Here is a 23921-nt window from a genome sequence, read left to right on the forward strand (position 1 = left end):
CACGATGAACCGCACCCGCCTCACACGGCTGTTCGAACTCAGACGGGTCCTCCCGATCGCGGCAGCCGTACTGTTCGTGCTCGCCCTGCGCGTTCCGGTGTGGCGGATCACGCTGACGGCACCGCAGTACGTCGACCCACTCGTCGTGGAGCTCTACGCACACCCCCAGATCGGCGGCGACTGGCAGGAGGTCCGCGGCCTCAACAAGTACGTCGGGTTCTACTACCCGGACCCGGTGCACGCCGCCCCCAACTACGAGCCCCACGAGAAGGCGATCGACGTCCCCGAGTGGATCCTCGGCCGAGTCGTGTTCGTCGGCCTGGCCGTGCTCTCGGTGATCGTCGCCGCCTTGCCGACCGGCAAGCTCGAGCGCGGCGTGACCGCGCTGTTCGCCGGGTCGGTCGCGATCTTCGCTGCGATGGGTGCCGTGATCCAGTACCGGCTCTACCAGGCCGGCCACTCGCTGGACCCGGAGGCGCCGCTCAACGGCGTCGAGGGCTTTACGCCGCCGCTGATCGGCACGTACGAGGTCGCGAACATCAGCGGGACCGCCTGGTTCGGCCCGGGCGGCTACATGCTGGTCGGGGCGATCCTCCTGTTGGCCGTCACCGTCGCCTTCCGGGAGTCGACGGCTACGATCGCCGACGTGCCCGCGCTCGTCCGCGACGGCTGGAACCGGGTTCGGGAGTGGATTCGCCGTCGCCGGAACGAAGACGACCGCGCGCCCGCGGCGGACGATCACGGGTCGAACCCGACCGACGAAACGGGCGACCGATCGACGACCGGACAGCCGCAACCCTCGCCGGACGGTGATCGACCGTGAGGGAAGGCACGTTTGCCGTCGTCGCCGCGGCGGTCCTCGTCTGCTCGCTGGCGGGGGCGGCCCTCGCCGCGACGGCCGGATCGGCCACCGACGAGGGCGTCGACGGCTGGCGCGCGGACGTTCCGACCGTTCACGACGTCGCCGAACCCGACGCCGACGGCGTCGCGACGGTCGGCGACCGGGAGTTCGAGTCGGTTCAGGCGGCAGTCGACGCCGCCGAACCGGGTGCCACCGTCCGCCTCGAGGGCCGGTTCGACGAACGCGTCACCGTCTCCACGCCGGACGTGACGCTCGCGGCAGTCGAACGCGACGGCGCAGTGATCGACGGCGGCGGCGACGGGCAGGTCGTCGCGATCGCGGCCGACAACGTCACCCTCGAGAACGTCTGGATTCGGAACTCCGGCGTCGATCGGCAGGACAGGGACAGCGGAGTCGTGGTCAACGGGTCGAACGCGACGCTGTCGGCGCTCCGGCTGACCAAGATCCAGTTCGGTATCTGGATCGGCAGCGTCGACGACGTGACCGTCGAGGATTCCATCGTCGCCGGCCGCGAGGACGTGTCGCTCGCCGAACGCGGCAACGGCATCCACCTCTGGGAGGCGACCGACGCCGAGGTGCGAAACAACTCCGTCACGACCGTCCGCGACGGGATCTACTACCAGTGGGCCGAGGGCGTCGTCGCCGAGGACAACACGATGTGGAACATGCGCTACGGCGTCCACTACATGTATTCGAACGACAACCACCTCGAGGACAACGTCGCGTTCGACAATGACGTCGGCTTCGCACTGATGGTCTCGAAGGGGCTGACGCTCCTGAACAACACCGCCGCGAACAACGACGGCACGAGCGGCCACGGCATCCTCGTCAAAGACGTCGAGGACAGCGAGATCGTCGGCAACGACCTCGTCGGCAACGGCAACGGCCTCTACGTCCACAACTCCCAGGACAACCGCCTCGAATCGAATCTCGTCCTCGAGAACGAGGTCGGCGTCCACATCACGGCGGGCAGCAACGGCGAGGTCGTCTCGGGGAACAGCTTCATCCGGAACGGCGAGGCCGCGTTCGCGGAGACGAACTCGCAAACCCACTGGAACGACACCGAGCGGGGCAATTACTGGGCCGACGCGCGCGTCGCCGACCTCGACGACGACGGGATCAGCGAGAACCGCCATCGGCCCGCCGGCACCGTCGAGCGACTGGTCCACGAGAAACCGCAGGCGGCCGTCTTCGCCGAGAGTCCGGCGTTCGACGCCGTCGAACTGGCCGAGAGTTCGTTCCCCGTCCTCGAGACGCCGGGGATCATCGACCATCGACCGCTCGCGGACGCACCCCACGACGACTGGAGGTCCTACTATGAACATCACGATAACTGACGTCCGTAAACGGTACGGCGACGTCGTCGCGCTCGACGGGCCCTCGTTCGAGGTTCCCGCGGGGTCGACGTTCGGCGTCCTCGGAACGAACGGTGCGGGAAAGACGACGCTGTTCAAACTGCTCGTCGGCCACGACAGCCCCGACGCGGGGCGCATCGAGGTCGGCGGCCTCGACGTCGAGACCGCGGGCCATCGCGTCCGCGAGCGCGTCGGCTACCTTCCCGAACACAGCGGCTTCCCGCCGTCGATGACCGGCCGGGAAGTGCTCGCGGTCCACGCCCGGATCCGCGGGCTCGCCGATCGCCACGAACGGATCGACGAGTGTCTTGCGCTCGTCGGCCTCACCGACGCCGCCGATCGGGCCGTCTCGGGCTACTCGAACGGGATGGCCCGGCGGCTCGGCCTCGCGTCCGTCCTGCTCTCCCGCCCGCCCGTGCTCGTCCTCGACGAGCCGACCGCGGGACTGGACCCGCGCGGCGTGGCCACGTTCCACCGAATCGTCGAACGGATCGACCGCGAGACCGACGCCACGGTCGTCATCTCCTCGCACGTCCTGAGCGAGATCGAACGCCTCTGTGAGGAGGTCGCCGTCCTGCAGGACGGCCGACTGCGCGCCGCCGGCCCCATCGACGAACTGCGTCGGGCGGCCGGCGACCGCGTGACCGTCGTCTGTCGGCCTGCCGACGACCGCGCCGCCGTGCTCGAGGTCGTCCGGGACTGCGGCGAGGTCACCGAGCCCGGCGAGACGATCGAGATCGACTGCGATCGCGCGGACGCGTTCGACCTCGTCGCCGCGCTCGGCGAGCGGCGGGACCTCGTCGAGGGCTTCGAGGTCCGAGAGCCCGGCCTCGAGGCGGTCTTCCACGACGCGCTCGAGCCAGCTGACGGGGACGAGGAGGTGATGGCATGACGGCCGATCGGCGACCCGCCGGCGGCGATGGCGAATCCGCCGCAGGACCGGAACCGGGTCCGAGATCCGACGCCGAACCGACCGCGGAAACGGCAGCCGACACGCGACCGAAACCGGACGGCGGGTACGAGACGGCACCGGTCGTGGCCCACGACGGCGGCTCCGGCACGACCGCGGGCCAGTTGCTGGTCGTCGCCGAGACGGAGTACCGACTGGCGGTACGGAGTCGCTGGGCGGTCGCACTCACCGCGATCGTCACCGTCTTCGCCCTCGGGATGGCAACGTTCAGCGGCTCGGACGCGAGTCCCGTCGGCTTCGACCGGGTCGTCGCGAGCCTGTCCGCCCTCGTCGTCTATCTCGTCCCGCTAGTCGCGCTCGCGTTCAGCTACGATGCCGTCGTCGGTCGCGAGGAGAGCGGCTGGCTGCAGACGCTGTTCTCGCTGCCTGTCTCGCGATCGCGGGTCGTCCTCGGCACCGCCGTCGGCCGCGCGATCGTCCTCGCGAGCGCGACCGTCATCGGGTTCGGCGTCGCCGGCATCCTGCTCCTGCTCGAGTACGGGTTCGGCGGTTTCGACGCGTACGTCGGCTTTCTGCTCGCCGCGGTCGGCCTCGGGCTGGCCTTCCTCGCGATCGGCGTCTGCCTGTCGACGCTGGCTCGAGAGAAGACGCACGCGCTGGGGCTCGCGCTGATCGCGTGGGCCTGGTTCGTCCTCGTCCACGACCTGCTCGCGCTCGGCGTGATCGGGGCATTTTCGCTCCCGGATCTCGCGATCTCGGCGATGGTCGTCGCCAATCCGACCGGCGTCTTCCGGGCGCTCGTGCTCGGCGCGCTCGGCGCGGGCGGCGACGCCGGATTCGCCGCGGTGCTCGCGGCGGCGGGACTGTCACCGGCGGTGCTGGTCGCCGCGCTCCTCGCCTGGATCGGCGGTCCGATCGCGCTCGCGGCGGTCGCCATCAGACGGCGACGGGTTTGACCGTCAGGAGTCGGCGGTCACCGCCCGAAGCCGCGCGATGAGAACGATCGTCGCGACCCCGAACGCGACGGCGACCAGATCCGAACCGGCCGAGAGGAAATACCAGAACGCGTACGCACTGACGCCGACGCCCACCAGGTAGACCGATCGCAGCCGTCGTTCGTTCATTCGGTATTGGCCTCTGCCGTGCTGCCTCGAGTGTTCTCCGAGCCACGCCGCTGGCCGCTCGGTGCCTCGTCGAGTCTCGTCTCCGGTTTCCCCATACCCCTCGTCGGGGCGTCGAGACCAAAAGTCCCCCACTGTCATCGACCCACGACTGAAGCCGTGGGCTTCCTCCTTGTATCTCTGTGAGCGCCGCGCCGGCGGGCCCTCGGCTGCCCGATCGGCTGCGGCCGGGCCGCGGGAGCGCACGCGTCGACTCAGCGCTCGGCGGACAGCATCCGAAGCCGCACCACGAGGTAGGCGGCCACGAACGCAAATGCGCCGGCGTACAGCCACGTGCCGTTCGTGACCGCGTACGCGAACGCGACGACGTTGAGCGCGATGCCCGCCAGGTAGAGCGGTCGGAGCCGCCGTCGGTTCATTCGCCGTCACCGTCCGTCCGCGTCTCGAGGCGCGAGTCGACCGCCGGTGTCGCGAGCTGCGGTTGCGTCGCGTCCATGCCCTCCGTTGGACCGACGGCGAGGAAAAGCCGACGGTGGCGCGGCCGCCGCTCACGCGAACTCGAGGATCTCGCTCGGCTCGACCTCGCCGAACAGCCACGCGGCGTGGTCGAGGGCGTACTCGTGGTGTTCGTCCTCGATCGCGCCGATGCAGTCCTCGACCAGTATCGGCCGGAAGTCCCGCAGTCCCGCGCTGCCGCCGGTGTGGAGCACGCAGACGTTCGCCAGCGTGCCACAGAGCACGAGATCCTCGATCCCGCGGGCGTTCAACCAGCCCTCGAGTTCGGTGTTGTAGAACGCGTCGTAGGTGTGTTTCTCGACGACGTGGTCCGCGTCTTCGACGGGGAGTTCGTCGACGACCTCGGTCTCCCACGATCCCTCGAGGACGTGTTCGCCCCACTGCTCGAACTCGTCGTAGTAGTGGGCGTCGTCGAACTGTTCCGGTGGGTGGACGTCGCGGGTGAAGAGCACCTGCGCCCCGGCCTCTCGGGCGCGCTCGACGAGGGCCGCGATCGGTTCGATGACCGCCTCGCTGCCCGGCGCGTACAGCGAGCCCTCGGGGTGACAGAACCCGTTTTGCATGTCGACGACCACCACTGCCGTGCGGTCTGGGTCGAGGCGCATGTCTATGCGGTCGTACGGACGGAATCGTAAAAACGTTCGCGCCGGACTCGAGACCGGTACCGACGCGACCGACGACGCCGAGGCGCTGACAGGCACCGACTGACGTCCGTAGCGACGGCGCAACCGTCGTCCTTTTTGGACTCCTATTCGTAGGTGCGCTATCCACGCGAAATGAGATCGACGCGAACCCGCTCGTCCGTCGCCCTCCTCGCGGTCCTACTCACCGTCACGGTAGTCACCGGCGGGCTCACCGGTCCGGTGGTCGCGACCGCGGCCGCGAACTCGGGCGATTCACAACCCCTGCCGACAGATCCGGCTTCCGCGCTCGCCGCGACCGACGCCTCGAGCGCGACGCAGGCGGACCGCCCCGCGAATCCGACGACCGAGGACACCGTCGGCTACGTCGCGGGCTACTGGTACGACGACGAGTTGGCCGTCGACGACCGACCGAGCCCGGTCGTGGACGAGGACGAACTCGACCCCATCGTCTACCGGGCGATGGCCCGCGTCGAGCGGATTCGGAACGTGACCTTCGACGAGCGGGTCGACGTCACCGTCGTCTCTCGCGCGGAGTACCGGGAGACCAACGGCGACCGCTTCGCGAACCTCACGTCGGGCGACCGCCTCGAGCAGAACGTCGCGTACGAGGCGCTGTTCGTGGTCGATCGGAACACCGCAGCGGCCGACGCGACCGAGACGCTCTACGGGGACGCCGTCGCCGGCTACTACGATCCCGGGACCGACCAGATCGTCCTCGTCTCCGAGAACGCCGACAGCCTCGAGGTGAACAAACGCACGCTCGCCCACGAACTCGTTCACGCGCTGCAGGACCAGCGGTTCGACCTCTCGAGTCTCGGGGGAGCGACGCAGGACGAGGAGTTGGCCGTGAACGGACTGGTCGAAGGCGACGCCAGCCTGGTAGAGCGCGAATACGAGAGCCGGTGTCGCGACGAGTGGCGCTGTCTCGGCCCCGCCGACGAGCCGACGAACCAGGCGACGGAGATCAACTGGGGGCTCTACTTCACCGTCTACCACCCGTACAGCGACGGCCCCGACTACGTCGAGCAGCTGCGCGAGCGCGCCGAGGGCTGGTCCGCGGTCAACGCGGCCTACGACGACCCGCCGTCGACCACGTCGGCCGTCATCCGCCCCAGTTCCGAGCGCGAGCCGGCCGACGTCTCGGTTCCGGACCGCTCGAGCGAGGACTGGGACCAGCTCCGGGTCGACGGCGAGGTGGCGAACGACACCGTCGGCGAGGCGGGGATGGTCGCGATGTTCGCCGCGGACGGGCGAGACAGAAGCCGACCCGCGGTGATCGAAGCCGACGAGCTCTTCGAGGACTCCCCGGGATCGTACGACTACGACCACCCGGTCACGAACGGCTGGGCCGGCGACGAACTGGTCGTCTACACCACCGACGGAGCCGGCAACGAGAGCGAGCCGACCGCGGCCGCCGGCCGCGCCGGCTACGTCTGGCGAACGGAGTGGCAGTCCGGCGGGGACGCGACGGCGTTTGCCGACGGCTATCTCCAGTTACTCGAGAGCCACGACGCGGAATCGGTCGACGGGCGGCGGGACACCTACGTGATCGACGACGGCGGCTACGCCGGGGCGTACTACCTCGAGCGGAACGAAACGACGATCACGATCGTCCGCGCGCCGTCGGTCGACGCGCTCTCGAACGTCGAGGCCGGTGCCGCACCCGAGGGCGACGATACCCTCTCGATCGGCGACGACGAGACCGATCTCGTCCCCGGCTTCGGTCCATTGATCGCGATCGCCGCGCTCGCGGTGCTCGGGACGGGGCTCCGGATCGTCGTCGATCGGGGCTGACTCGGCGTCGGTCCTCGCCCCCGCGTCCGGGACGGGTCCGACTGATCGATACTCACTTTACGCTCTCGCCGAACGATGAGCCAATGAGCCGGGTCAGGCTAGTCGTCGTCCTCGCGCTGGTCGTCCTGTCGGGCTGTGCGGTCCCCGGCGACTCGGGCGGGTTCGACACCGACCGTGACCTCGGCTACGTCGGCGACTACGCCCACGACGACGTCTTCGATTTCGACACGAGCGACGGCCTCACCGAGGCGCAACTCGAGGCTGTGACCTACCGCTCGATGGCCCGGGTCGAGGTCGTCCGCGGCCTGAAGTACGAACACGACGTCGACGTCGAGGTCGTGACCCGGTCGGAGTACCGCGACCGACGGACGGCCGGGGACGGAACCGGGAACGCGTCGGCGTTCAGAAACGAACTCTGGCGCGGCGCGTTCGTCGTCGACGGTGAGACGGACGTCGATCGCGCGTTCGACGACCTCTACGGCGACTCCGTTCTGGGATACTACGTGAACGACCGGATCGTCATCGTCACCGACGACGCCGAGGACGTTCGGATCGATCGCCGGACCCTGGTCCACGAGCTGACGCACGCGCTGCAGGACCAGCGCTTCGGCATCGCACGCGAGAGCGAGACGATCGACGGGGTGCGAGCCGAGAACGGACTTATCGAGGGAGAGGCGAACGACGTCACCCGCCGATACAACCGGCGCTGCGGGGCGGAGTGGCAGTGTCTGCCCGCCAATCGGTCGTCGACGGCCGCGGGCGAGACGCTCGCCGAGCGCTCGTTCAACGTCGGCCTCTTCCTGTCGATCTACGTCCCCTACGCCGAGGGGCCGCCGTTCGTCGCCGAGCTCCACGACCGCGGCGGGTGGGACGCCGTCGACCGGGCCCACGACGAGCCGCCGCGGAGCACCGCCCAGCTGATCCATCCCGAGCGCTACCCGGACACCACCCCAGTCGACGTCGACGTTTCGGACCGCTCGAGCGACGACTGGCGGCTCGTCACCGAGAACCCCGACGACGGCGCGGCTGCCGGCGGCGAGCCCCGAACGGAGACGATCGGCGAAGCAACCCTGTTCGCGACGCTCTGGGCCAACGGCGTGATCGACCGCCCGCTCGCCGAGGGAGCGACCGCCCGCTCGCCGTACAACTACTCCCACCCCGCGACGACGGGCTGGGCCGGCGACAGCCTCCGGGTCTATCGGAACGCGGACGATCCCGACCGCACCGGCCACGTCTGGCGGCTCGCCTGGGAGAGCCGGGCCGACGCGGCGGCGTTCGCCGACGCGTACCGTCGGCTCCTCGCGAACCGCGGTGCGGAACGGGTCGACGCTGCCGACGGGGAGCGCTACCGGATCCCCGACGACGACCCCTTCGCGGGCGCGTATCGGCTCTCGGTCACCGACGAGACGGTCGAGATCGTCGGCGCGCCGACCGTCGACGATCTCGCTGCCATTCGCCCAGCGGATTCGACGACGAACTCGTCACGGGCGGCCGCGATCACTGCGTCGCCGGAGACCGCGACGATATCGGCGACAACGGCGCACACGTCGGCAGACGGGTAGCTTTTTTGCCTCCCGCGGGAAATCGACGATATGTCAAATCCGTTTGGAACCGTCTCCCCGGCGGCGATTCTCGAGGGGGACGCGACCGACGCCTACTTCGAGCGGACGCGGGCGACCCTCGAGCACGCGGGCAAGAACCCCCGCGTCGTCGCCGAGGTGACCGCCGACCAGTTTCCGACCGGGGGGTTCGAGGTCTTCACCGGCGTGAAAGACGTCGCGACGCTGTTCGAGGGACGCGCCGTCGACGTCGACGCGCTCCCCGACGGACAGCTGTTCGACGGCGGCCCCGTCCTCAGGATCGAGGGCCCCTACCTCGAGTTCGCCGAACTCGAAACGTCGCTGCTCGGCTTCTGCTCGCAGCCGAGCGGCTTCGCGACGGCCGCGCTCGAGGCCAGGGTGGCAGCCCCCGACTCGCTCGTGCTCTCCTTTGGCGCACGCCACGTCCATCCCTCGATCGCGTCGACGGTCGAACGTGCGTCGTTGCTCGCCGGTCTCGACGGGTTCTCTCACGTGGCGGCGGGCGAGATCCTGGGCCGAGAGGCCGGCGGCACGATGCCCCACGCGCTCATGTTCTGTTTCGGCGAAGGCAACCAGGCCGAGGCCTGGACGGCGTTCGACGAGGCCGTCGGCGAGGACGTGCCCAGAATCGCGCTGACGGACACGTTCTGGGACGAGAAGAGCGAGAGCCTGCTGGCCGCCGACACGCTCGGGGACGACCTCGACGGGGTCCGCCTGGACACGACCGGATCGCGACGGGGGGACTTCCGACACATCGTCCGCGAAGTCCGCTGGGAACTCGACGCCCGCGGCCGCGAGGACGTCGACATCTTCTGCAGCGGCGGCCTCGACCCCGAGTCGATCCGCACCCTGCGCGACGTCGCCGACGGCTTCGGCGTCGGCAGCCACATCACGGGCGCGGACTCGGTCGACTTCAGTCTCGATATCGTCGAACTCGACGGCGAACCGGTCTCGAAGCGGGGAAAACTGTCCGGCGTCAAGGACGTCTACCGGACGTCCAACGGCGGCCATCACGTCGCGCTCGCCGACAGCGACGGGCCCGCCGGGGCCGACTCCCTGCTCGAACCGCTCGTCCGCGACGGCGAGATCGTCCGGGAGTTCGATCTGGACGCGGCGACCGACCGGTGTCTCGAGGACGCCGAGGCGGTCGGGTTCGGACGGACGAACGCTGCAGACTAGCCCTCCGGTGACCGACCGGGGCGGCCCAATCGGTTTCGATCCTTCTGCCGTCCGTTCGCGCCCGCTCCCGTCTGAGACCGGCGAGCGCCGTCTGCGAGGAGAACGGACCGGCGTTCGAACCGCTCCACAATTACCTGTGAAATCGAACGTATATCGGCATATATACTAATAGAAGAAAATCTCTAATCAGTAAATACAGCTGCCCTATCCGGATCTTATTTCTATATTCTCGTTCATACTATCCGTATATGTCTGTGGAAGATATAGTAGTGATATTTTATATGTTGGGCCTCCCTCGTTTCTGACGCACTATGGCAGCGACGTCCAGAAACGGAAAGGTACTGCTCACTCTCGGAATACTGTTGGTGGCCGTCGACGGGCTTGGACTGACGGCCTTCGGCGGACCGTTGCACGTCCTCGCGCCGGTCACCGATTTCTGGTGGTTACTGGTTCTCGCCGGCGTCAGTCTGATGCTGCTCCCGCGCCTCGCGACGAGCGCCAGCGTTCCGTTCTTCGGCGTCGGCGGAAGCGCCACTCACGACCGACAGGACATCATCGCGGCGACCGACTGGTCTCGGCTGGGAACGGACGCGTTCCGGAACTCCTACGGCATCGCGCTGACGGCGTCCGCCGCCGTCCTGTTCGTTCTGGCGCTCGGCCTGCAGGCGTTCGGTCTCGTCGCCCTCTGGGTCGGGGCCATGATCGTCGGTGCGCTGGTCATCGCTATCACCTGGCGATCGTCGAACTCCATCATCGAGGACTATACGCGAACGATCACCGTCCGTGCGCCCGATAATTTCGCGGCGCACTCGTTCCACATCGCGCTCCGACAGCAGGCGGAGGACCTCGGGTACAGGATCGTCTCGACCACCTCCCCGACGGAAGGCGGGCAGCGTTCGGCTGTCGCAGACGAGATCTTCCACGCCAACGGCGGGTTCAGGGCTCGGAACCGCCCGATCGAGGAATCGCGACCGCTGGCTCCCGAGGTCGAGGACGAGTACCTCGAGCGAGTGCTCACGGTCGCGACGCTCGGCGTGTTCGTCTCGCTGCTGGGCGTGACGCTCGTCAGCGTCGATCTCGGCGGCCCGGCCGTCAGAGCGCTCGGGGCCGTTCTCTTCGTCGTCGGGGTCGCGATCGTCGCGTACGACTACGCGATCCGGACGCGGGAGTGGGCGGAGCTCTACTGTGTCGAGGAGGGGACGATCTATTCGACGACCGTGAACCACTACGCGGACGACGTCCTCGACGCCTTCGATTCGCCGAAGCTCGAGCCGAACGCGTCGACGACGGAGACGGCCGCCGTCCTTTCGGTGACGGTCAGCGGCACCTGTACGCCGCTCTACGGCGAGGAGAACGTCGAGGCGGACTTCGAAGCGCTCGCCGATGCCGTCGAAGCGGCCGCGGACGACTATCGGTTCGAGGTCGTCGACGAGGGTCGCGAAGACACGACGGACGAAACGCTCGCGTACGACGAAGACGAAACGGCCACCCAGGCGTAAGGAACGCGTCGTCACTGGCGGTCGATGCCGTTTTTTCGCGCCGATTCGTCGATCGTCTGCGGACGGCACTCGGGTCGACAGTTACCGGCCTTGCCACGCGAACAGGACGCTACCGAGGCAGCCGCCGAGGACGAACAGCACCGTCGATTCGATCGCGACGAGTAGCACCAACGGATCGAACAGGAGCGCCGCGAACGCTTTTTCGGCGACCGTTACCTCGCCGGTGAAGTAGTCGCCGAAGAGAAGACTGTAGGGCAGCGTGAGATCACCGACCGGGACCGCCGTCGCCTGCTGAACGTGTCTCTCCGGATGCAGTCGATCGAAGGGGTTGGTTCTGAACACCCGAAGCAGTCCGATCAGTCGTCCGAGCCCCGACACCAGCACCAGAAATATCGCCGCCGGAAGCGTGACGACGACGCTCCGCGTCACCCCGTAGACGATCCGTTCCGACGTCCGCATCGGACGCGTCCGCCACAGTACGACGGGAATCGCGGCGATTCCGAGCAGACCGGTCGACCAGATGGGAAGATAGCCGCCGACGATCCAGTAGACGAGAAAACAGTAGCAGACGATGACGACCGTGCCAGTGACTTCGGGCAGTAACTGCTTGTACTTCGACATTCGTGACGCTCTTGCTGGTATGCGTTCATAACTCCCCGTCCTCCGCCGGACGAGCGTTCGAGCGGACCGCGGACTGTCGGACCCGAGCCGCTTTTGGAACCGCCCGTACTCTGCGCGTGACGCGGTCCGGAGCGGTACGAATAGCGACTGTCGACGAACCAATCGCGTTCGTCCGTTGTCGATCGGAGCCAGTTAGACCTCTTCGATACTGCCGTCCGCCTCGCGCTCGCGGAATACCTGCCCTTCGAACAGCGTGACGACGACGTCGTCGTCCTGCCAGGCACCGGGCGCGAGCTTCGCCTTCCGACACGTTCGATCGAGGTACTCGCGGGCGCTCCAGCCGTTCTCGACCGGGACCGTCGGGTAGAGCCAGCCACCCTCGCCGCCGTCGATGGCGACGCCGTGCGTACCGAGCTCGAGGTCGGCCAGCGGATCGTCGGTCAGCAGTACGTTCTTGACGGTACAGACCGAGACCGTGAGGTTCGGGAGTTCCGATGGGCTCACCTCGGAGGCACAGGAGTCTTCGCTGGCCGCTTCGATCGCCGCGTCGACGATGACGTGGCCGAGCTGGTCGCCCGAGCGGTAGCCGCCCGCACAGCCCCGCAGGCTCCCCCGGCCGCGGGTCGACTCGAGGCGGACGAACGCCCCCGTTCGTTCGTAGAAGGCTTCGCGCATGCTTCCCGGTTGTTCTCGCTGCCCGTGTTGTACGTAAGACTCGACGGATTCGCGCGCGAGTTCGACCGCGCGGGCACCGTCTTCGTAGGAGAGGTCGACGCCCTGTCGCTGGGACATACAGATGGACATGGTGTTAGTCGTCCTAAAACGCTTCCATTCGTCTCGAGACCCGGCAGCGGTGAAACCGCCCCCATTTATTTAGTATCTCCAATGGAGAAAACTACTCGAGTGGTCCGCGATCGAGGTACCGTCTCGCCGCGGGTCACTCGAAGTCGTCGACGAGCCGATCCATGCAGCCGATCGGCTGATCGGGTTGGAAGTACTTGCAGTGTCCGGGGACCGAATTCGTGACGTCGACATCGTGGTAGTTGTCCGGCGTCGACCCGCTGGACCACCAGCCGTCACAGTCCGCACCGTCACAGCCCAGTCCGCTGTCGATCGTACTGAAGTCGTAGATCGTACAGACGGTGAAGTCGTCTTCGGAGCGGTAGCTGTACACCTCGTCGGCGGAATCCCGAATGCCGTCGGCGTACCGGCCGTCGTCACAGACCGAGTCGTCCTCGACGGCGGCCCCGACCAGCGAGACGGTCTCGAGGACGACGTCGCCGCCGAGTTCCGCGAGTGCACCGAGCGTCACTCGGGCACCCAGGGAGTGGCCCACGAGGCGGATGGTCGTGCTCGCGTCCGCCTGGACCTCCTCGCGGAGCCAGCGTCCCAGACGGACGCCGGCGTCGTCCGCGTTGTCCTCTGCACCCCAGAAGTTCAGCGTATCCGATGCCCACGACGCGACGATCACCGGTTCGTCGTAGCCCGCTTGCTGGAGCGCCAGATCGAGCGCATACGCCTGATCGTCGCTCTCTTCTCTGCCCTTCCAGCCGTGTGCGAAGATGCAGATTTCCTCCTCGTTCAGGCCCCAGGGGTCGGGATCGTTCCGTGTCAGATCGATCGTCGGGTACCCATGTGGCGCGGCCGGCCAGTTCTTGCACTCCTTGAGTTCGCCTGCGGACGCCGTCCCGCTGCCCGCCGCCAGACCGACTGCACCGACGGTTGCGGCCGACGTCACTCGGAGGACGCGACGCCGGGTCGGCTCGTTCGAATTGCTATCTGTTACCGTGACATCTTCTCCTTTGGTATCGTTACGCATACTTCGTAACCTACAGCAATTATCATGACTAAATATCTTCCGGGATATTTCTATAGTTGTACTCCACGCGATCGACAGCGGATCGTAAGCCGAGAAGCGAGCGGCGTGTTTCCCGCGGAACCGGTCCTGAGACACCCAGCGGCCGAGAACCCGTCTCGGACGATCGGGGGACTTATTCCGGTAGAGCCCCCTAGAACGACTGGGAGAGAGAGCCCGGCTGCCGCGATGGTTTCACCGGCAACGGTGGCCCACGCTCTACCGTTGCCCGACTCTTCGAGTCGCGCAACGGCCGCGAGGAAAGTCCCCCCACCTGTTCGGGCAGGTGACCGGACGCAAGTCCGGAGCGGGAGACCGCTGGCTCTGGAACAGAAACGACACGTCTCGGCCCGACCGATGACGCGCGCGAACCCGACCGAGAGGAAGGGGAGTGAACCCGCAGAGGGACCGGGCGATTCGGAGTGCGATCGGCTCGAAGTGCCGTCAGCACGAGAATCGCCTCCGAACTCGCGGCGTCGCCGCGAGTCGTGTGGTCGCATCTCGCGCGCGGTTTGAATCCGCGGATCGTGCTCGTCACGGTCGACCACACCCAGACGGCCGAGGATCGATGGAACGGCGAATCCTCACCGGTGCAAGTCCGCGCCGTGGTAGCCCGAACACCCTGCGGCTTCGCCGCGGACGGCGCGGACGCTCAGCCGAATGCCGGGCCGAACAGAAGGGGGCTTACTCCTCTCACCCAGTTTTCCTCCCTCGAGAGCCGTCGCGGTCGCGAGAGTACCGCTGCTCCGACGCGCCGTGCTACGGCATCCAGGTCAACAGCTTCCGCAACAGGAGCGTGTGGTTGCCTCGACCGCCGGCGTCCCCGCCATCATCATCACGCTCGAGCTGGTCGTTTGCTCCCCCGTTCCCGGGATCGTTCGGTTCGCGGTCGGTCTCGTTCTCGTCGCCGCGGTCGGCGTGCTCGCCGCCGTGGTCGGCGTCACCGTTTTCGCCGTCCTGGCCGGGGTCGTCGCTTTCGCCGTCTTCGCTCCCGTCCTCGGCGCTGCCGTCTCGTCCGCTCCCGCCTCTGCGAATCGCGGTCAGCCCGCCGTCGTCGATATAGATCGTTCGGTTGGCGACCACGCACCGCCCTCCAACGGACGCACTCTCCGCTCGCGAGAAGACCCACTGTTCGCTCCCGTCGTCGAGATCGAAGGCGACGAGCGAGTTCTTGTACTCGCCTCCCCGTAACCCGATGCTGACGAGCACCGTGTTGCAAGCGATCACGGGTTCGCCGATACAGTGCGAGTAGTTTCCAACGGCCCACTGCTGATCACCGCTCTCGAGGTCGACCGCGACGAGCCGATATCGCGTCACGAAGACCAGCATCCCCCCGCGGACGGCGAAGCGGCGAATACCGCCGTCCCACACGCCGTCGCGCTCACCGGTCGACGAATCGTAGGCGACGACCGCTTCGGACTCGGTTCTGACGAACACGCTGTCGTCGGTCGCCGTGAGATCGGACAAGTGATAGTAGTACGTGTCAGTCGCCAGCTGTTCTTCGCCCGTCAGCGGGTCCAGCCCGGCGATCGTTCCGGATTCGGCGATCGTGAAGACGTGTTCATCGTTCGCCACCACCTCGTGGCCGATCGCGCGTTCGACCTCTTTTGGCTCGTTCCAGGGGTCGCCCACGTTTATCGTGACCGAGTCGCGACGCCAGTCGATCGTCCCGGTCTCGCAGTCGATCGCGTACAGCGTCCCGTCGGCGCACACGTACACGCGCTCGAACGCGACCGTCGGTGCTGAGACGGACGGATCGTCGGCGTCGAGCGCGGTCTGCCACAGTACGTCTCCGCTCGCGGAATCGAGCGCAGTGACGGTCTTCTCGCCGCTGACGTAGACGGTCCCGTATCCCACCGTCGGCGGTTCGCTGGCACCGACCGCCTTGCTCTGCCATTCGATGGACCCGTCGGCGGCGTTGAGTGCACGTACCGTTCCGTCGACCGATACGTAGGCAGTGCCGTCGTCGACGACCGGCAACCCCGCGACGTCGGCCGTCCAGTCGGCCTCGAGCGTGTCGAACGCGAACCCGTCACCGAACCCGTGGTCGGAGCCGACCGCGGCCGTCTTCCCGTATCCGCCTCGAAATGCGGACCACCCCCCCGCAGCCTCGGGCGGGTGCGGCGGGAGCTCGTCTACAACGTCGTTCTCTCTCACGTCGTTCTCTGCAGTGTCGTCCGTCGGAACCGCTCCACCCGTCCCCGTAAGTACACTGCCAGCCGCGGCGGCCGTCGCACACCCTTTCAAGAATCGTCGTCTCGTCTGTGGCATACATTCCAACAGCGCAGTAACCATCCTATCTATTCCATAATTAAACCACTCCGGGAACGATAATATGTCACTTCCCACTGTTTCATCTTTGCAAGAGTGTACTCCCGTCCCGGGATTAGGCGGTCATTCCCGGTCGACGGTGTCGCACGCGGTCCAGTGCTGTCTCTCGAAGACGACATCCGAGACGCGCCAGTGACGGTCGCTCGCGAACGGTTCCTCTCTATCGCTAATTACTGTCGAAGACGTAAGCGCTGAGCACCGCGAAGCACTCGAAAGAAGTGCCCATCCCGGCGAGAGTTGAACACGGGAAGACGATCGTTCCCGTCGGTCGCGCTGTGACTTCTGCGCAACTCGCCGGGTTCGTTTTCCGGTACGAACGATTCGCTCCGCTCGTCGTCGTTGCGTTTTGAGAGTCGTCGACACCAGCCGCTCGCTCCGCTCGCGGTTTGGTGTCGGCAGAAACGTCCTGACGGAGATTTGAACTCCGGTCCCTGGCTCCGCAAGCCAAGAGGATAGTCCACTACCCTATCAGGACTCATCTCTTCATACCCCGGTGAACATTAAAGCCCTTTCGAAAGCCTCCCGTCGCCGCCCCGGGGTTTCGTACCGATCCACCGACGTGTTCGTCCGCTCGAGCGCTCGGTCGACCGCCGTTCGCCGAAACGATAGGAACGGATTTGACGCCCGAACGCCGACACGACGTATGCGACGACGGGGACTACTCGAGCGACTGGGGGCCGGCACCGGGGCAACTACGGTGGGGGCGGTTGCGGGCTGTCTCGGGACCGAAGGCGGCGAACCGGAGCCGGGATCGGAGTCTGGATCGGGGCCGAAATCTGAGACCGGCGACCCGGGCACGGTCGTCAGCAGCCGGATTTCGTCCGAGGGCGTCTGCGCCGAGGGAACCGACGCCGGGCGGGAGGCGATCGTCACGATCACCGCGGCCGGCGTCGAACTCACCGGCTCGATCGAGGCCCCGACCCCGTGTTCCGATGCGTCGCTCTCGGCGATCGAGTTCGTCACCCCGGCCGAACTCGCCGTGACCGTCGGACTCGAGGAGCAAGACGGGGTCTGTGGTGACTGTCTCGGCCGAATCGACTACGCGGCGACGATCGAGATCGACGGGACGCTCCCGGAGACCGTCACGGTGACCCACGACGCCGTCGCCGGCGAAACAACGATCGAGAACACGACCGTAGAGAGCGACTGACGGATCGCGCAGGGGGCCGGTGACGCTCGAATCGACGGTTCGTCGGCGTCCCGTGCCGTGGTTTATATGTGATCGCGAGGGCAGAGAGGGGTATGACTCTCCGTTGGAGGACGACTGCTGCGTGGTCTCGACCGCCGGTCCCTGCGAGATCGCGCCCGGACGATTCACGCGAGCCACGGGCCGTCGGTCCCGTTCCCGGTAACCGAGGCGCGGCACCGGGACACCGAATGGATAACGCTTATGCGCGGGCTACCCATGCACGAGCATAGAATGAGCGACATCGAGGGCGTATATGAGGACCTCGAGGCCGACGTTTCTCTCGAGGAGTTTCGCGAGGCCGTCGAGGCGAAAGTCGAGCAGATGGGGGGACTCGCGGACGAGGAGACGGCGGCGATGCTCGTCGCTCACGAGGTTGGCGAGAGCGAAGTCGGCGGTATCGCCGACATCGAACCCGGGATGGAAGAGGCCAAGTTCGTCGCCAAGGTGATCTCGATCGGCGAGGTGCGGACCTTCGAACGCGACGGCGAGGACGAGGACGGCCAGGTCGTCAACGTCGAGGTGGCGGACGAGACCGGCTCCGTTCGAGCGGCCTTCTGGGACGACCACGCGGAAGCCGCGATCGAGGAACTCGAGGCGGGACAGGTCTTGCGGATCAAGGGCCGCCCCAAAGAGGGGTTTTCGGGCGTCGAGGTCAGCGTCGACGACGTCGAACCCGACGACGAGACCGAGATCGACGTGCAGGTCTCGGATACCTACACCGTCGAGGACCTCTCGCTGGGTCTCTCGAACGTCAACCTCGTCGGACTGATTCTGGACACCGACAGCGTGCGCACGTTCGACCGCGACGACGGCTCCGAAGGGAAGGTCTCGAACCTCGTGCTGGGCGACTCGACCGGCCGGATCCGCGTGACGCTCTGGGACGAGCAGGCCGATCTGGCCACCGAACTCGAGGCCGGCACGACCGTCGAGGTGATCGACGGCTACGTCAAGGACCGCGACGGGACCCTCGAACTCCACGTCGGTAATCGCGGTGCCGTCGAAGCGGTCGACGAGGAGGTCGAGTACGTACCGGAGAGCACGCCGATCGACGACCTCGAGATCGATCAGACGGTCGACATCGCGGGCGTCGTCCGCTCGGCCGATCCGAAGCGAACCTTCGACCGCGACGACGGCTCGGAGGGACAGGTACGGAACATCCGCGTTCAGGACGCGACCGGCGACATCCGCGTGGCCCTCTGGGGCGAGAAAGCAGACACCGACGTGGGACCGGGCGACGAGGTCGCGCTCGGCGACGTCGAAATCCAGGACGGCTGGCAGGACGACCTCGAGGCCTCCGCGGGGTGGCAGTCGACGATCACGATCCTCGAGTCGGAGTCGTCCGACTCCGGCGCTGGCGAAACCGATGCGAGCGGCTCGACCGATGCGAACGCCGGCCTGTCTGCCTTCGCCGGCGACGACGGGTCGGGCGAGGATACAGCGGACACCGCCGATCTGGAAACCGATACCGACTCCGACTCCGACTCCGACGAACCGTCCGACGGCGAGGAACTCGAGTTCACCGGCGTCGTCGTGCAGGCCGGCGATCCGATCGTACTCGACGACGGCGAAACGACGATGAGCGTCGCGACCGACGCTGACGTCGGTCTCGGCGAAGAGGTGACCGCCCGCGGAGTCGTCCGCGACGGCCGCCTCGAGGCAAACGACGTGTTCTGAGGTCGCGAGCAACCTCATCGTCCGTCTAGGAAAAGCGTTAAGGGAGTTAGCTTCGCCTATCATGATATGAACGTCGAACTCCCGTTCGCCCCGGTGGATACGATCATCCGGCGGAACGCGGGCGATCTTCGGGTGAGTGCCGACGCGTCGAAGGAACTCGCAACACGGATTCAGGAACACGGGAGCGAACTCGCGATCGATGCCGCCGAGGAGGCCACGGCGGACGGCCGCAAGACGCTGATGGCGGGCGATTTCGGCGTCGAGCGGGTCGTCGACAAGGACGACCTCGAGCTGCCGGTCGCTCCGGTCGATCGCATCGCCAGACTGGAGATCGACGACCGATATCGCGTTTCGATGAACGCACGCGTCGCGCTGGCCGATATCCTCGAGGACTACGCCGACAACGTCGCCCGGGCCGCGGCGATCCTCGCGCGTCACGCCGACCGTCGGACCATCACCGACGACGACATCGAGACGTACTTCTCGTTGTTCGAGTGAGCAGATGCAGTTCGGCTACAGCGAGCTCTGTCTCGCACACGATCCCGGTTCGCGCCACCCGGAGTCGCCGGACCGGCTACGAGCGATCCGGGAACGGCTGAAGCGGAAACACGGCGTCGAGTACGTCGACGCGGACCCCTGTGAACTCGACACGATGGCGGCCGTCCACGACCGCGAGTACCTCGAGTCGGTTCGGGAGTTCTGTGCCGACGGCGGCGGCAGCTGGGACCCCGACACCACAGCGGTCGAGGAGACGTGGGACGCGGCCCGCCGGAGCGCGGGGCTCGCCTGCTGGGCCGCCGAGCAGGCCCTCGAGGGTGCGACGGGGCGCGAGACCCCGTTCTCGATCGGTCGACCGCCGGGCCATCACGCCGTCACCGACAACGCGATGGGGTTTTGCTTCGTCAACAACGTCGCCGTCGCCGCCCAACACGCGCTCGACACCGACGCGTACGACGTCGACCGCGTCGCGATCGTCGACTGGGACGTCCACCACGGCAACGGGACGCAGGACATCTTCTACGACCGTGGCGACGTTTTCTTCGTCTCGCTTCACGAGAAAGGGCTCTACCCCGGGACCGGCGAGATCGAGGAGACCGGTGCGGCTGACGGAACGGGGACGACGATGAACGTTCCCATGCCGGCCGGGACCGACGACCGGGAGTATCTGGCCGCGTTCGACGGCCCGATCGCCGCTGCACTCACCGATTTCGACCCGGATCTGCTGTTGATCAGCGCCGGCTTCGACGCGCATCGCCACGATCCCATTTCGCGAATCAGACTCTCGACCGAAGCGTACGCCCTGATGAGCGATCGCGTCCGCTCCCTCGCGGACGACACCGACGCCGCGCTGGCGTTCGTCCTCGAGGGCGGGTACGGGCTGGACGTCCTCGCCGACAGCGTCGCGCTCGTCCACGAGACCTTCGACGGTCGGGAGCCGATCGAACCCGACGACGAACCCGGCGAAAACGCAGAATCGACGCTCGAGGACGTCCTCGACGCCCACGAGCTGGATGTCGACTTGGACGACGTGTAGTCCGACATCGCGATCGGCTCAGGGATGCGGCTCGAAGTAGGCCGCGAGCTCCGGGCCGAACTCATCGAGCAGGGCTGTGACCTCCTCGCCGACCAGCACGTCGTACCCATCCTCGAGTGCGGTTTCGACGTGTGCCCCGAGCCCGACGTCGAAGAGGCGGTCGCTCTCGAGGAACGATCGGGCGGTGGTGAACTCGCGATCGCGCTCGGTGACGTACCGGTCGCCGTCGATGAAGGGACCGTAGGCGTCGGGATCGTCAGCATAGGCGTCGTAGAATCCCTCGGCGTGGTCGCGGACGTGGACCGGCGGTCCCTCGTGGCGCTCGATCGCAGGCCGTTCGCTGACCGCGAGCTCGGCGAAGACGACGGCGGTTCCGTCGGCCATCGTCGTCGCCCGAAAGACGTCGAACCCGCGCTCGTCCAGTCCCCGTGTGATTCCCTCGAGGGACTTCTGAAGCTGCGGATAGAGCTGATCCTCGACGAGAGCCGGTGCCTCGAACCGGACGGTGACGGGAGTCGTCCCGCGCCGCTCGAGGTGCTCGCGCAGTTCCGCGCCGGTCAGCGGGTCGGGTTCCTCGGATTCGAACAGCTCGAGCCGGGGGTTCCGGAGGAACGCGCGGGCGTAGTGCTGGAAGCGGGCGACGTTCGCTTCCGCGCAGACCGCCGCGACGTTGCGTTCGGGATCGGTGGGGTCGATGACGACCAGCGGATCGTCGAACGGGAGGTCGAGGTCGGCGTTGCCGCCGGCCACGTCTCGAGACGGCGTTGCCGTCTCGTGCGCCCGGCCGTGCCCCTCGGGATCGAGTTCGACCGGCGGCTGCCAGTCTGCCGCGGCCTCGAGCAACGGTCGAAACCCGCCGTACTCGCAGACGAGCAGTTCAGTCAGGAACCCGCTGAACCCTCGCGTCCGGAGATCGCTGCCGTACACGCCGATTCCCTTGAGGAACTGCTTGGTGACCCGAACGGCTGCGGCGAGCTCGTCGTCGAGTCGCCGCTCGAGGTACCGCGTGTGGAACGGCGTCCGATCGACCGCCGAGCGGATCTCGGTGGCCGACTCGAGCCGAAAGCAGGGGACGACGTCGACGTCGAACCCCTCGACTTCGCCTTTGACGTAGGGGTGTTCGGCGTACTCCTCGTGCCCCTCGGGAAGGGTCGCGTGGCCGACCTCGAGACCGTACTCTTCGAGGGTCTCCCGGTCGAGTTCCGGCGGGAATCGAACGAACACGTCGATATCGCGGTCGCCGCTGATCCACGTGTCCCTGGCCGTGGAGCCGACCTGCAGGACGTCGGCGCCGTCACAGCGGTCGGTCGCCGCGGTCTCGGCCCGCTCGATCAGCCGGTCGGCCACGTCCCGGAGCCGTGCCCGTTCGTCTTCGTCCGGGTCGACGCGATCGCGGATCTCGGCGACGACTCGCTCGAGGTCGCGATCCCCGTCTCGATCCTCGCGCTCGTCGCAGTCGACGTCCTCCTCGCTCATCGCCCGCATCTACTCGAGCGGTGCGTGAAAGGGTATCGAACCGCGGGAAGCGAAAACGAAAGCCCTATCAAATCAACCCGGCTATCACAGGATGAGCCGAAGTAGCTCAGATGGTAGAGCACCTCGCTGTTAACGAGGTTGTCCCAGGTTCGAGTCCTGGCTTCGGCGCTTCTCCGTCCGCATCGGATCCCCGAGTCACTGCCCCCCCGATAGCGGATCGTTTTCGCGTCGAATCGCACGCCTGCGTCGACAGAGAAACGCTGTGAACCCGCTGGTGGAGCGCGCCTCGCAGATCCGGTTCAGTAGCAGCGGTGGACCGCCCTCGACGGGTCGTCCGCCCGGTCGGGCGAGGGATTATCATCCTCCGGGAGCGAGGGACGTCTATGACTAGCGACAGTGACGACCGCCGGAGCACCGACGATCACGGCCACGACATCATCGACCCGCTCTTCGTCGGGATCGTAACCGTCTCGAGTTCGCGCGCGGCCAAAGACGACCCCGACGATCCGGGCGGAGACACCATCCAAGACTGTTTCGAGGCCGAGGACCACGTGGTTCGGGAACGGCTGCTGGTCCGTGACGACTACTCGGCGATCCGGACCGCCGTTCGGAGCCTGGTCGCGCGTCGAGATATCGACGTAGTGTGTACCACTGGCGGCACCGGCGTCACCGTCGACGACGTCTCCCCCGAGGCGACGGCATCGCTGTTCGAGCGCGAACTACCGGGCTTTGGCGAACGCTTCCGGTCGCTCTCGTGGGACGAGGTCGGAACGCGAGCGATAGCCTCCCGTGCGACCGCAGGGATCGCCGTCGATACACCGGTCTTCTGCCTCCCCGGGAGCCAAAGCGCCTGTGAGACCGCCTGTACGGAACTGATCGTTCCCGAAGCGCCCCACCTCGCGGGACTAGCCACGCGCCACCGCACCGGAACGACCGACCGAACGCTCGCGGAGTATCAGGGCGAGTAGCCGGTTCGACGCCGCCCACAGTACGGTGCCTCCCCGAGGCGGCTGCCAACCGTATTGCGGATCACGTCCCGGTTCCGGAACCCGAGCGAACTGATCGTGACCGAGGCACTAGCCGGACCGACGCGACCGGCCGCCGGCCGTCTCGAGCCGCTGCTGCGAGCAGTCAACTCGCCTGAACCAGCCTTTATTGAACGCAAGCGCGTATCGCCGACTGCTATGTGCCACCACTTCAAATCCATCACCGAACTCGACGCCGAGGAACGCGAGGACGTCCTCGACTCGCACAGTCGGGCGGAACTCGAGGCCGAACTGAGCGACGACGAACTCGAGGCGCTGACCGCGTAGACTCCGATCGTTTTCTTCCGAGCGAAACAGACAGCAAGCGTTAATTAGCATGCCCGACTTCTCCCGATTACGGGCCCTTAGCTCAGTCTGGTAAGAGCGCTCGGCTCATAACGCGATCTGACACTGTGAGATCGTGTGAGACACCGAGTGGTCGATGGTTCGAATCCGTCAGGGCCCATCCGCAACAACCCCGAAGCGTGGCCGAAACGGATTCGGCCGATAATCGGGGCGGCAAGTGTGGCCACGCTCACTGCCCTCGGAACGCTCGAAGAGGTCGATCCGGTAGAACTCTCCGATGTTCTCGGTGCCACACTGTACGACCACGTCGATCCTGAAGCGCTAGACACGCTTGTCGCTGTCCAAGAACGCGTCAGCCTGTCGTTCCTGATCGACGACTATCGGGTGCGGATCGACGGTGAGGAGCTGGCGATTACAGAGATTCAGGAGAAAGCCCACGACTGAAGTCGG

At 66.9% G+C, this 23921-nt stretch carries 23 protein-coding genes, 3 tRNA genes and 1 other RNA gene; 18 read left to right on the forward strand and 9 right to left on the reverse strand.

The window, feature by feature from the left end; translation table 11 throughout:
* The first annotated feature begins 4 nt into the window (after positions 1-4).
* Genes BMX07_RS13300 through BMX07_RS13315 form a run of 4 tightly spaced genes read left to right on the forward strand, consistent with a single transcriptional unit; the run spans position 5 to position 4083 of the window.
* Positions 5-823: a hypothetical protein gene (locus BMX07_RS13300; RefSeq protein ID WP_090618363.1), complete on the forward strand. Its 819-nt coding sequence runs from the start codon at positions 5-7 to the stop codon at positions 821-823.
* Positions 820-2199 carry a nitrous oxide reductase family maturation protein NosD gene (nosD, locus tag BMX07_RS13305; RefSeq protein WP_090618364.1) on the forward strand — a complete coding sequence of 460 codons (1380 nt, stop codon included), beginning with the start codon at positions 820-822 and terminating at the stop codon, positions 2197-2199. Before BMX07_RS13300 ends, nosD begins: the two co-directional genes overlap by 4 nt.
* Positions 2180-3109 carry an ABC transporter ATP-binding protein gene (locus BMX07_RS13310; RefSeq protein WP_090618365.1) on the forward strand — a complete coding sequence of 310 codons (930 nt, stop codon included), beginning with the start codon at positions 2180-2182 and terminating at the stop codon, positions 3107-3109. Before nosD ends, BMX07_RS13310 begins: the two co-directional genes overlap by 20 nt.
* Positions 3106-4083, forward strand: coding sequence for an ABC transporter permease (locus tag BMX07_RS13315; protein WP_090618366.1), 978 nt, complete (start codon positions 3106-3108; stop codon positions 4081-4083). The genes BMX07_RS13310 and BMX07_RS13315 overlap by 4 nt, the downstream gene beginning before the upstream one ends.
* A 3-nt stretch (positions 4084-4086) precedes the next feature.
* Here BMX07_RS13315 and BMX07_RS24520 read toward each other — a convergent pair whose 3' ends face one another.
* The 3 genes from BMX07_RS24520 to BMX07_RS13320 form a co-directional block, all read right to left on the reverse strand.
* Positions 4087-4251: a hypothetical protein gene (locus BMX07_RS24520; RefSeq protein ID WP_175480144.1), complete on the reverse strand. Its 165-nt coding sequence runs from the start codon at positions 4249-4251 to the stop codon at positions 4087-4089.
* Between the two features lie 251 nt (positions 4252-4502).
* The gene (locus BMX07_RS24525) at positions 4503-4667 is read right to left on the reverse strand and encodes a hypothetical protein (protein WP_175480145.1); all 165 of its coding nucleotides are present in this window, start codon (positions 4665-4667) and stop codon (positions 4503-4505) included.
* Positions 4668-4796: 129 nt separating this feature from the next.
* Positions 4797-5369 (reverse strand): cysteine hydrolase family protein, encoded by a 573-nt coding sequence (locus tag BMX07_RS13320; RefSeq protein ID WP_090618367.1) that lies wholly within the window; start codon positions 5367-5369, stop codon positions 4797-4799.
* Between the two features lie 171 nt (positions 5370-5540).
* On the opposite strand from BMX07_RS13320, the gene BMX07_RS13325 reads away from it, so the two are divergent.
* From BMX07_RS13325 to BMX07_RS13340, 4 genes are all read left to right on the forward strand, one after another.
* Complete coding sequence (locus BMX07_RS13325; protein WP_090618368.1) at positions 5541-7202, forward strand: Hvo_1808 family surface protein; 1662 nt, start codon at positions 5541-5543, stop codon at positions 7200-7202.
* An 83-nt stretch (positions 7203-7285) separates the two neighbouring features.
* Positions 7286-8764 (forward strand): Hvo_1808 family surface protein, encoded by a 1479-nt coding sequence (locus BMX07_RS13330; protein WP_090618369.1) that lies wholly within the window; start codon positions 7286-7288, stop codon positions 8762-8764.
* Between the two features lie 30 nt (positions 8765-8794).
* Positions 8795-9961, forward strand: a complete 1167-nt coding sequence (locus tag BMX07_RS13335) for a nicotinate phosphoribosyltransferase (RefSeq protein ID WP_090618370.1) — start codon at positions 8795-8797, stop codon at positions 9959-9961.
* A 311-nt stretch (positions 9962-10272) separates the two neighbouring features.
* Positions 10273-11460 (forward strand): hypothetical protein, encoded by a 1188-nt coding sequence (locus tag BMX07_RS13340; RefSeq protein ID WP_139210884.1) that lies wholly within the window; start codon positions 10273-10275, stop codon positions 11458-11460.
* Positions 11461-11541: 81 nt separating this feature from the next.
* Here BMX07_RS13340 and BMX07_RS13345 read toward each other — a convergent pair whose 3' ends face one another.
* From BMX07_RS13345 to BMX07_RS13355, 3 genes are all read right to left on the reverse strand, one after another.
* The gene (locus tag BMX07_RS13345) at positions 11542-12081 is read right to left on the reverse strand and encodes a hypothetical protein (RefSeq protein ID WP_090618372.1); all 540 of its coding nucleotides are present in this window, start codon (positions 12079-12081) and stop codon (positions 11542-11544) included.
* A gap of 192 nt (positions 12082-12273) precedes the next feature.
* Positions 12274-12873, reverse strand: a complete 600-nt coding sequence (locus BMX07_RS13350; protein ID WP_090618373.1) for a TIGR00296 family protein — start codon at positions 12871-12873, stop codon at positions 12274-12276.
* Positions 12874-13018: 145 nt separating this feature from the next.
* Positions 13019-13900, reverse strand: coding sequence for an alpha/beta hydrolase (locus tag BMX07_RS13355; RefSeq protein WP_090618374.1), 882 nt, complete (start codon positions 13898-13900; stop codon positions 13019-13021).
* 201 nt (positions 13901-14101) lie between these two features.
* Between BMX07_RS13355 and rnpB the strand changes: the two genes are divergently transcribed.
* An RNA gene (rnpB, locus tag BMX07_RS13360) (RNase P RNA component) lies at positions 14102-14635 on the forward strand.
* A gap of 60 nt (positions 14636-14695) precedes the next feature.
* Here the strand turns inward: rnpB and BMX07_RS13365 are convergent.
* Together BMX07_RS13365 and BMX07_RS13370 are read right to left on the reverse strand one after the other, a co-directional pair.
* Complete coding sequence (locus BMX07_RS13365) at positions 14696-16207, reverse strand: PQQ-binding-like beta-propeller repeat protein (RefSeq protein ID WP_175480146.1); 1512 nt, start codon at positions 16205-16207, stop codon at positions 14696-14698.
* Between the two features lie 462 nt (positions 16208-16669).
* Positions 16670-16742, reverse strand: a tRNA-Arg gene (locus tag BMX07_RS13370).
* A gap of 168 nt (positions 16743-16910) precedes the next feature.
* Between BMX07_RS13370 and BMX07_RS13375 the strand changes: the two genes are divergently transcribed.
* From BMX07_RS13375 to BMX07_RS13390, 4 genes are all read left to right on the forward strand, one after another.
* Positions 16911-17417: a hypothetical protein gene (locus tag BMX07_RS13375; protein WP_090618376.1), complete on the forward strand. Its 507-nt coding sequence runs from the start codon at positions 16911-16913 to the stop codon at positions 17415-17417.
* A 270-nt stretch (positions 17418-17687) separates the two neighbouring features.
* Complete coding sequence (locus BMX07_RS13380) at positions 17688-19130, forward strand: single-stranded DNA binding protein (protein ID WP_090618454.1); 1443 nt, start codon at positions 17688-17690, stop codon at positions 19128-19130.
* A gap of 66 nt (positions 19131-19196) precedes the next feature.
* Positions 19197-19628, forward strand: a complete 432-nt coding sequence (locus BMX07_RS13385; protein ID WP_090618377.1) for a histone — start codon at positions 19197-19199, stop codon at positions 19626-19628.
* Between the two features lie 4 nt (positions 19629-19632).
* The gene (locus tag BMX07_RS13390; protein WP_090618378.1) at positions 19633-20664 is read left to right on the forward strand and encodes a histone deacetylase family protein; all 1032 of its coding nucleotides are present in this window, start codon (positions 19633-19635) and stop codon (positions 20662-20664) included.
* Positions 20665-20682: 18 nt separating this feature from the next.
* Here the strand turns inward: BMX07_RS13390 and cca are convergent, their stop codons facing one another.
* On the reverse strand, positions 20683-22140 hold the full coding sequence (cca, locus tag BMX07_RS13395) for a CCA tRNA nucleotidyltransferase (protein WP_090618455.1): 1458 nt from the start codon (positions 22138-22140) through the stop codon (positions 20683-20685).
* A 95-nt stretch (positions 22141-22235) separates the two neighbouring features.
* Here cca and BMX07_RS13400 point away from each other — a divergent pair.
* The 5 genes from BMX07_RS13400 (at position 22236) to BMX07_RS13415 (ending at position 23915) form a co-directional block, all read left to right on the forward strand.
* Positions 22236-22308: transfer RNA gene (locus tag BMX07_RS13400), tRNA-Asn, on the forward strand.
* 215 nt (positions 22309-22523) lie between these two features.
* A complete protein-coding gene (locus tag BMX07_RS13405; RefSeq protein ID WP_090618379.1) occupies positions 22524-23108 on the forward strand; it encodes a MogA/MoaB family molybdenum cofactor biosynthesis protein in 585 nt (194 codons plus the stop codon).
* Positions 23109-23324: 216 nt separating this feature from the next.
* Positions 23325-23453, forward strand: a complete 129-nt coding sequence (locus tag BMX07_RS25460; protein ID WP_281246962.1) for a hypothetical protein — start codon at positions 23325-23327, stop codon at positions 23451-23453.
* A 71-nt stretch (positions 23454-23524) separates the two neighbouring features.
* Positions 23525-23631, forward strand: a tRNA-Ile gene (locus tag BMX07_RS13410).
* 59 nt (positions 23632-23690) lie between these two features.
* Positions 23691-23915, forward strand: coding sequence for a HalOD1 output domain-containing protein (locus BMX07_RS13415; RefSeq protein WP_090618380.1), 225 nt, complete (start codon positions 23691-23693; stop codon positions 23913-23915).
* Positions 23916-23921 lie beyond the last annotated feature (6 nt).

The organism is Natrinema salaciae (assembly GCF_900110865.1).
GTDB lineage: Archaea > Halobacteriota > Halobacteria > Halobacteriales > Natrialbaceae > Natrinema > Natrinema salaciae.

Coding starts and splice junctions, on each gene's coding strand:
- BMX07_RS13300 (WP_090618363.1), top strand. CDS start 5: ATGAACCGCACCCGCCTCACACGGCTGTTCGAACTCAGACGGGTCCTC.
- BMX07_RS13310 (WP_090618365.1), top strand. CDS start 2,180: ATGAACATCACGATAACTGACGTCCGTAAACGGTACGGCGACGTCGTC.
- BMX07_RS13315 (WP_090618366.1), top strand. CDS start 3,106: ATGACGGCCGATCGGCGACCCGCCGGCGGCGATGGCGAATCCGCCGCA.
- BMX07_RS24520 (WP_175480144.1), bottom strand. CDS start 4,251: ATGAACGAACGACGGCTGCGATCGGTCTACCTGGTGGGCGTCGGCGTC.
- BMX07_RS24525 (WP_175480145.1), bottom strand. CDS start 4,667: ATGAACCGACGGCGGCTCCGACCGCTCTACCTGGCGGGCATCGCGCTC.
- BMX07_RS13320 (WP_090618367.1), bottom strand. CDS start 5,369: ATGCGCCTCGACCCAGACCGCACGGCAGTGGTGGTCGTCGACATGCAA.
- BMX07_RS13325 (WP_090618368.1), top strand. CDS start 5,541: ATGAGATCGACGCGAACCCGCTCGTCCGTCGCCCTCCTCGCGGTCCTA.
- BMX07_RS13330 (WP_090618369.1), top strand. CDS start 7,286: ATGAGCCGGGTCAGGCTAGTCGTCGTCCTCGCGCTGGTCGTCCTGTCG.
- BMX07_RS13335 (WP_090618370.1), top strand. CDS start 8,795: ATGTCAAATCCGTTTGGAACCGTCTCCCCGGCGGCGATTCTCGAGGGG.
- BMX07_RS13340 (WP_139210884.1), top strand. CDS start 10,273: ATGGCAGCGACGTCCAGAAACGGAAAGGTACTGCTCACTCTCGGAATA.
- BMX07_RS13345 (WP_090618372.1), bottom strand. CDS start 12,081: ATGTCGAAGTACAAGCAGTTACTGCCCGAAGTCACTGGCACGGTCGTC.
- BMX07_RS13350 (WP_090618373.1), bottom strand. CDS start 12,873: ATGTCCCAGCGACAGGGCGTCGACCTCTCCTACGAAGACGGTGCCCGC.
- BMX07_RS13355 (WP_090618374.1), bottom strand. CDS start 13,900: ATGCGTAACGATACCAAAGGAGAAGATGTCACGGTAACAGATAGCAAT.
- BMX07_RS13365 (WP_175480146.1), bottom strand. CDS start 16,207: ATGCCACAGACGAGACGACGATTCTTGAAAGGGTGTGCGACGGCCGCC.
- BMX07_RS13375 (WP_090618376.1), top strand. CDS start 16,911: ATGCGACGACGGGGACTACTCGAGCGACTGGGGGCCGGCACCGGGGCA.
- BMX07_RS13380 (WP_090618454.1), top strand. CDS start 17,688: ATGAGCGACATCGAGGGCGTATATGAGGACCTCGAGGCCGACGTTTCT.
- BMX07_RS13385 (WP_090618377.1), top strand. CDS start 19,197: ATGAACGTCGAACTCCCGTTCGCCCCGGTGGATACGATCATCCGGCGG.
- BMX07_RS13390 (WP_090618378.1), top strand. CDS start 19,633: ATGCAGTTCGGCTACAGCGAGCTCTGTCTCGCACACGATCCCGGTTCG.
- cca (WP_090618455.1), bottom strand. CDS start 22,140: ATGAGCGAGGAGGACGTCGACTGCGACGAGCGCGAGGATCGAGACGGG.
- BMX07_RS13405 (WP_090618379.1), top strand. CDS start 22,524: ATGACTAGCGACAGTGACGACCGCCGGAGCACCGACGATCACGGCCAC.
- BMX07_RS25460 (WP_281246962.1), top strand. CDS start 23,325: ATGTGCCACCACTTCAAATCCATCACCGAACTCGACGCCGAGGAACGC.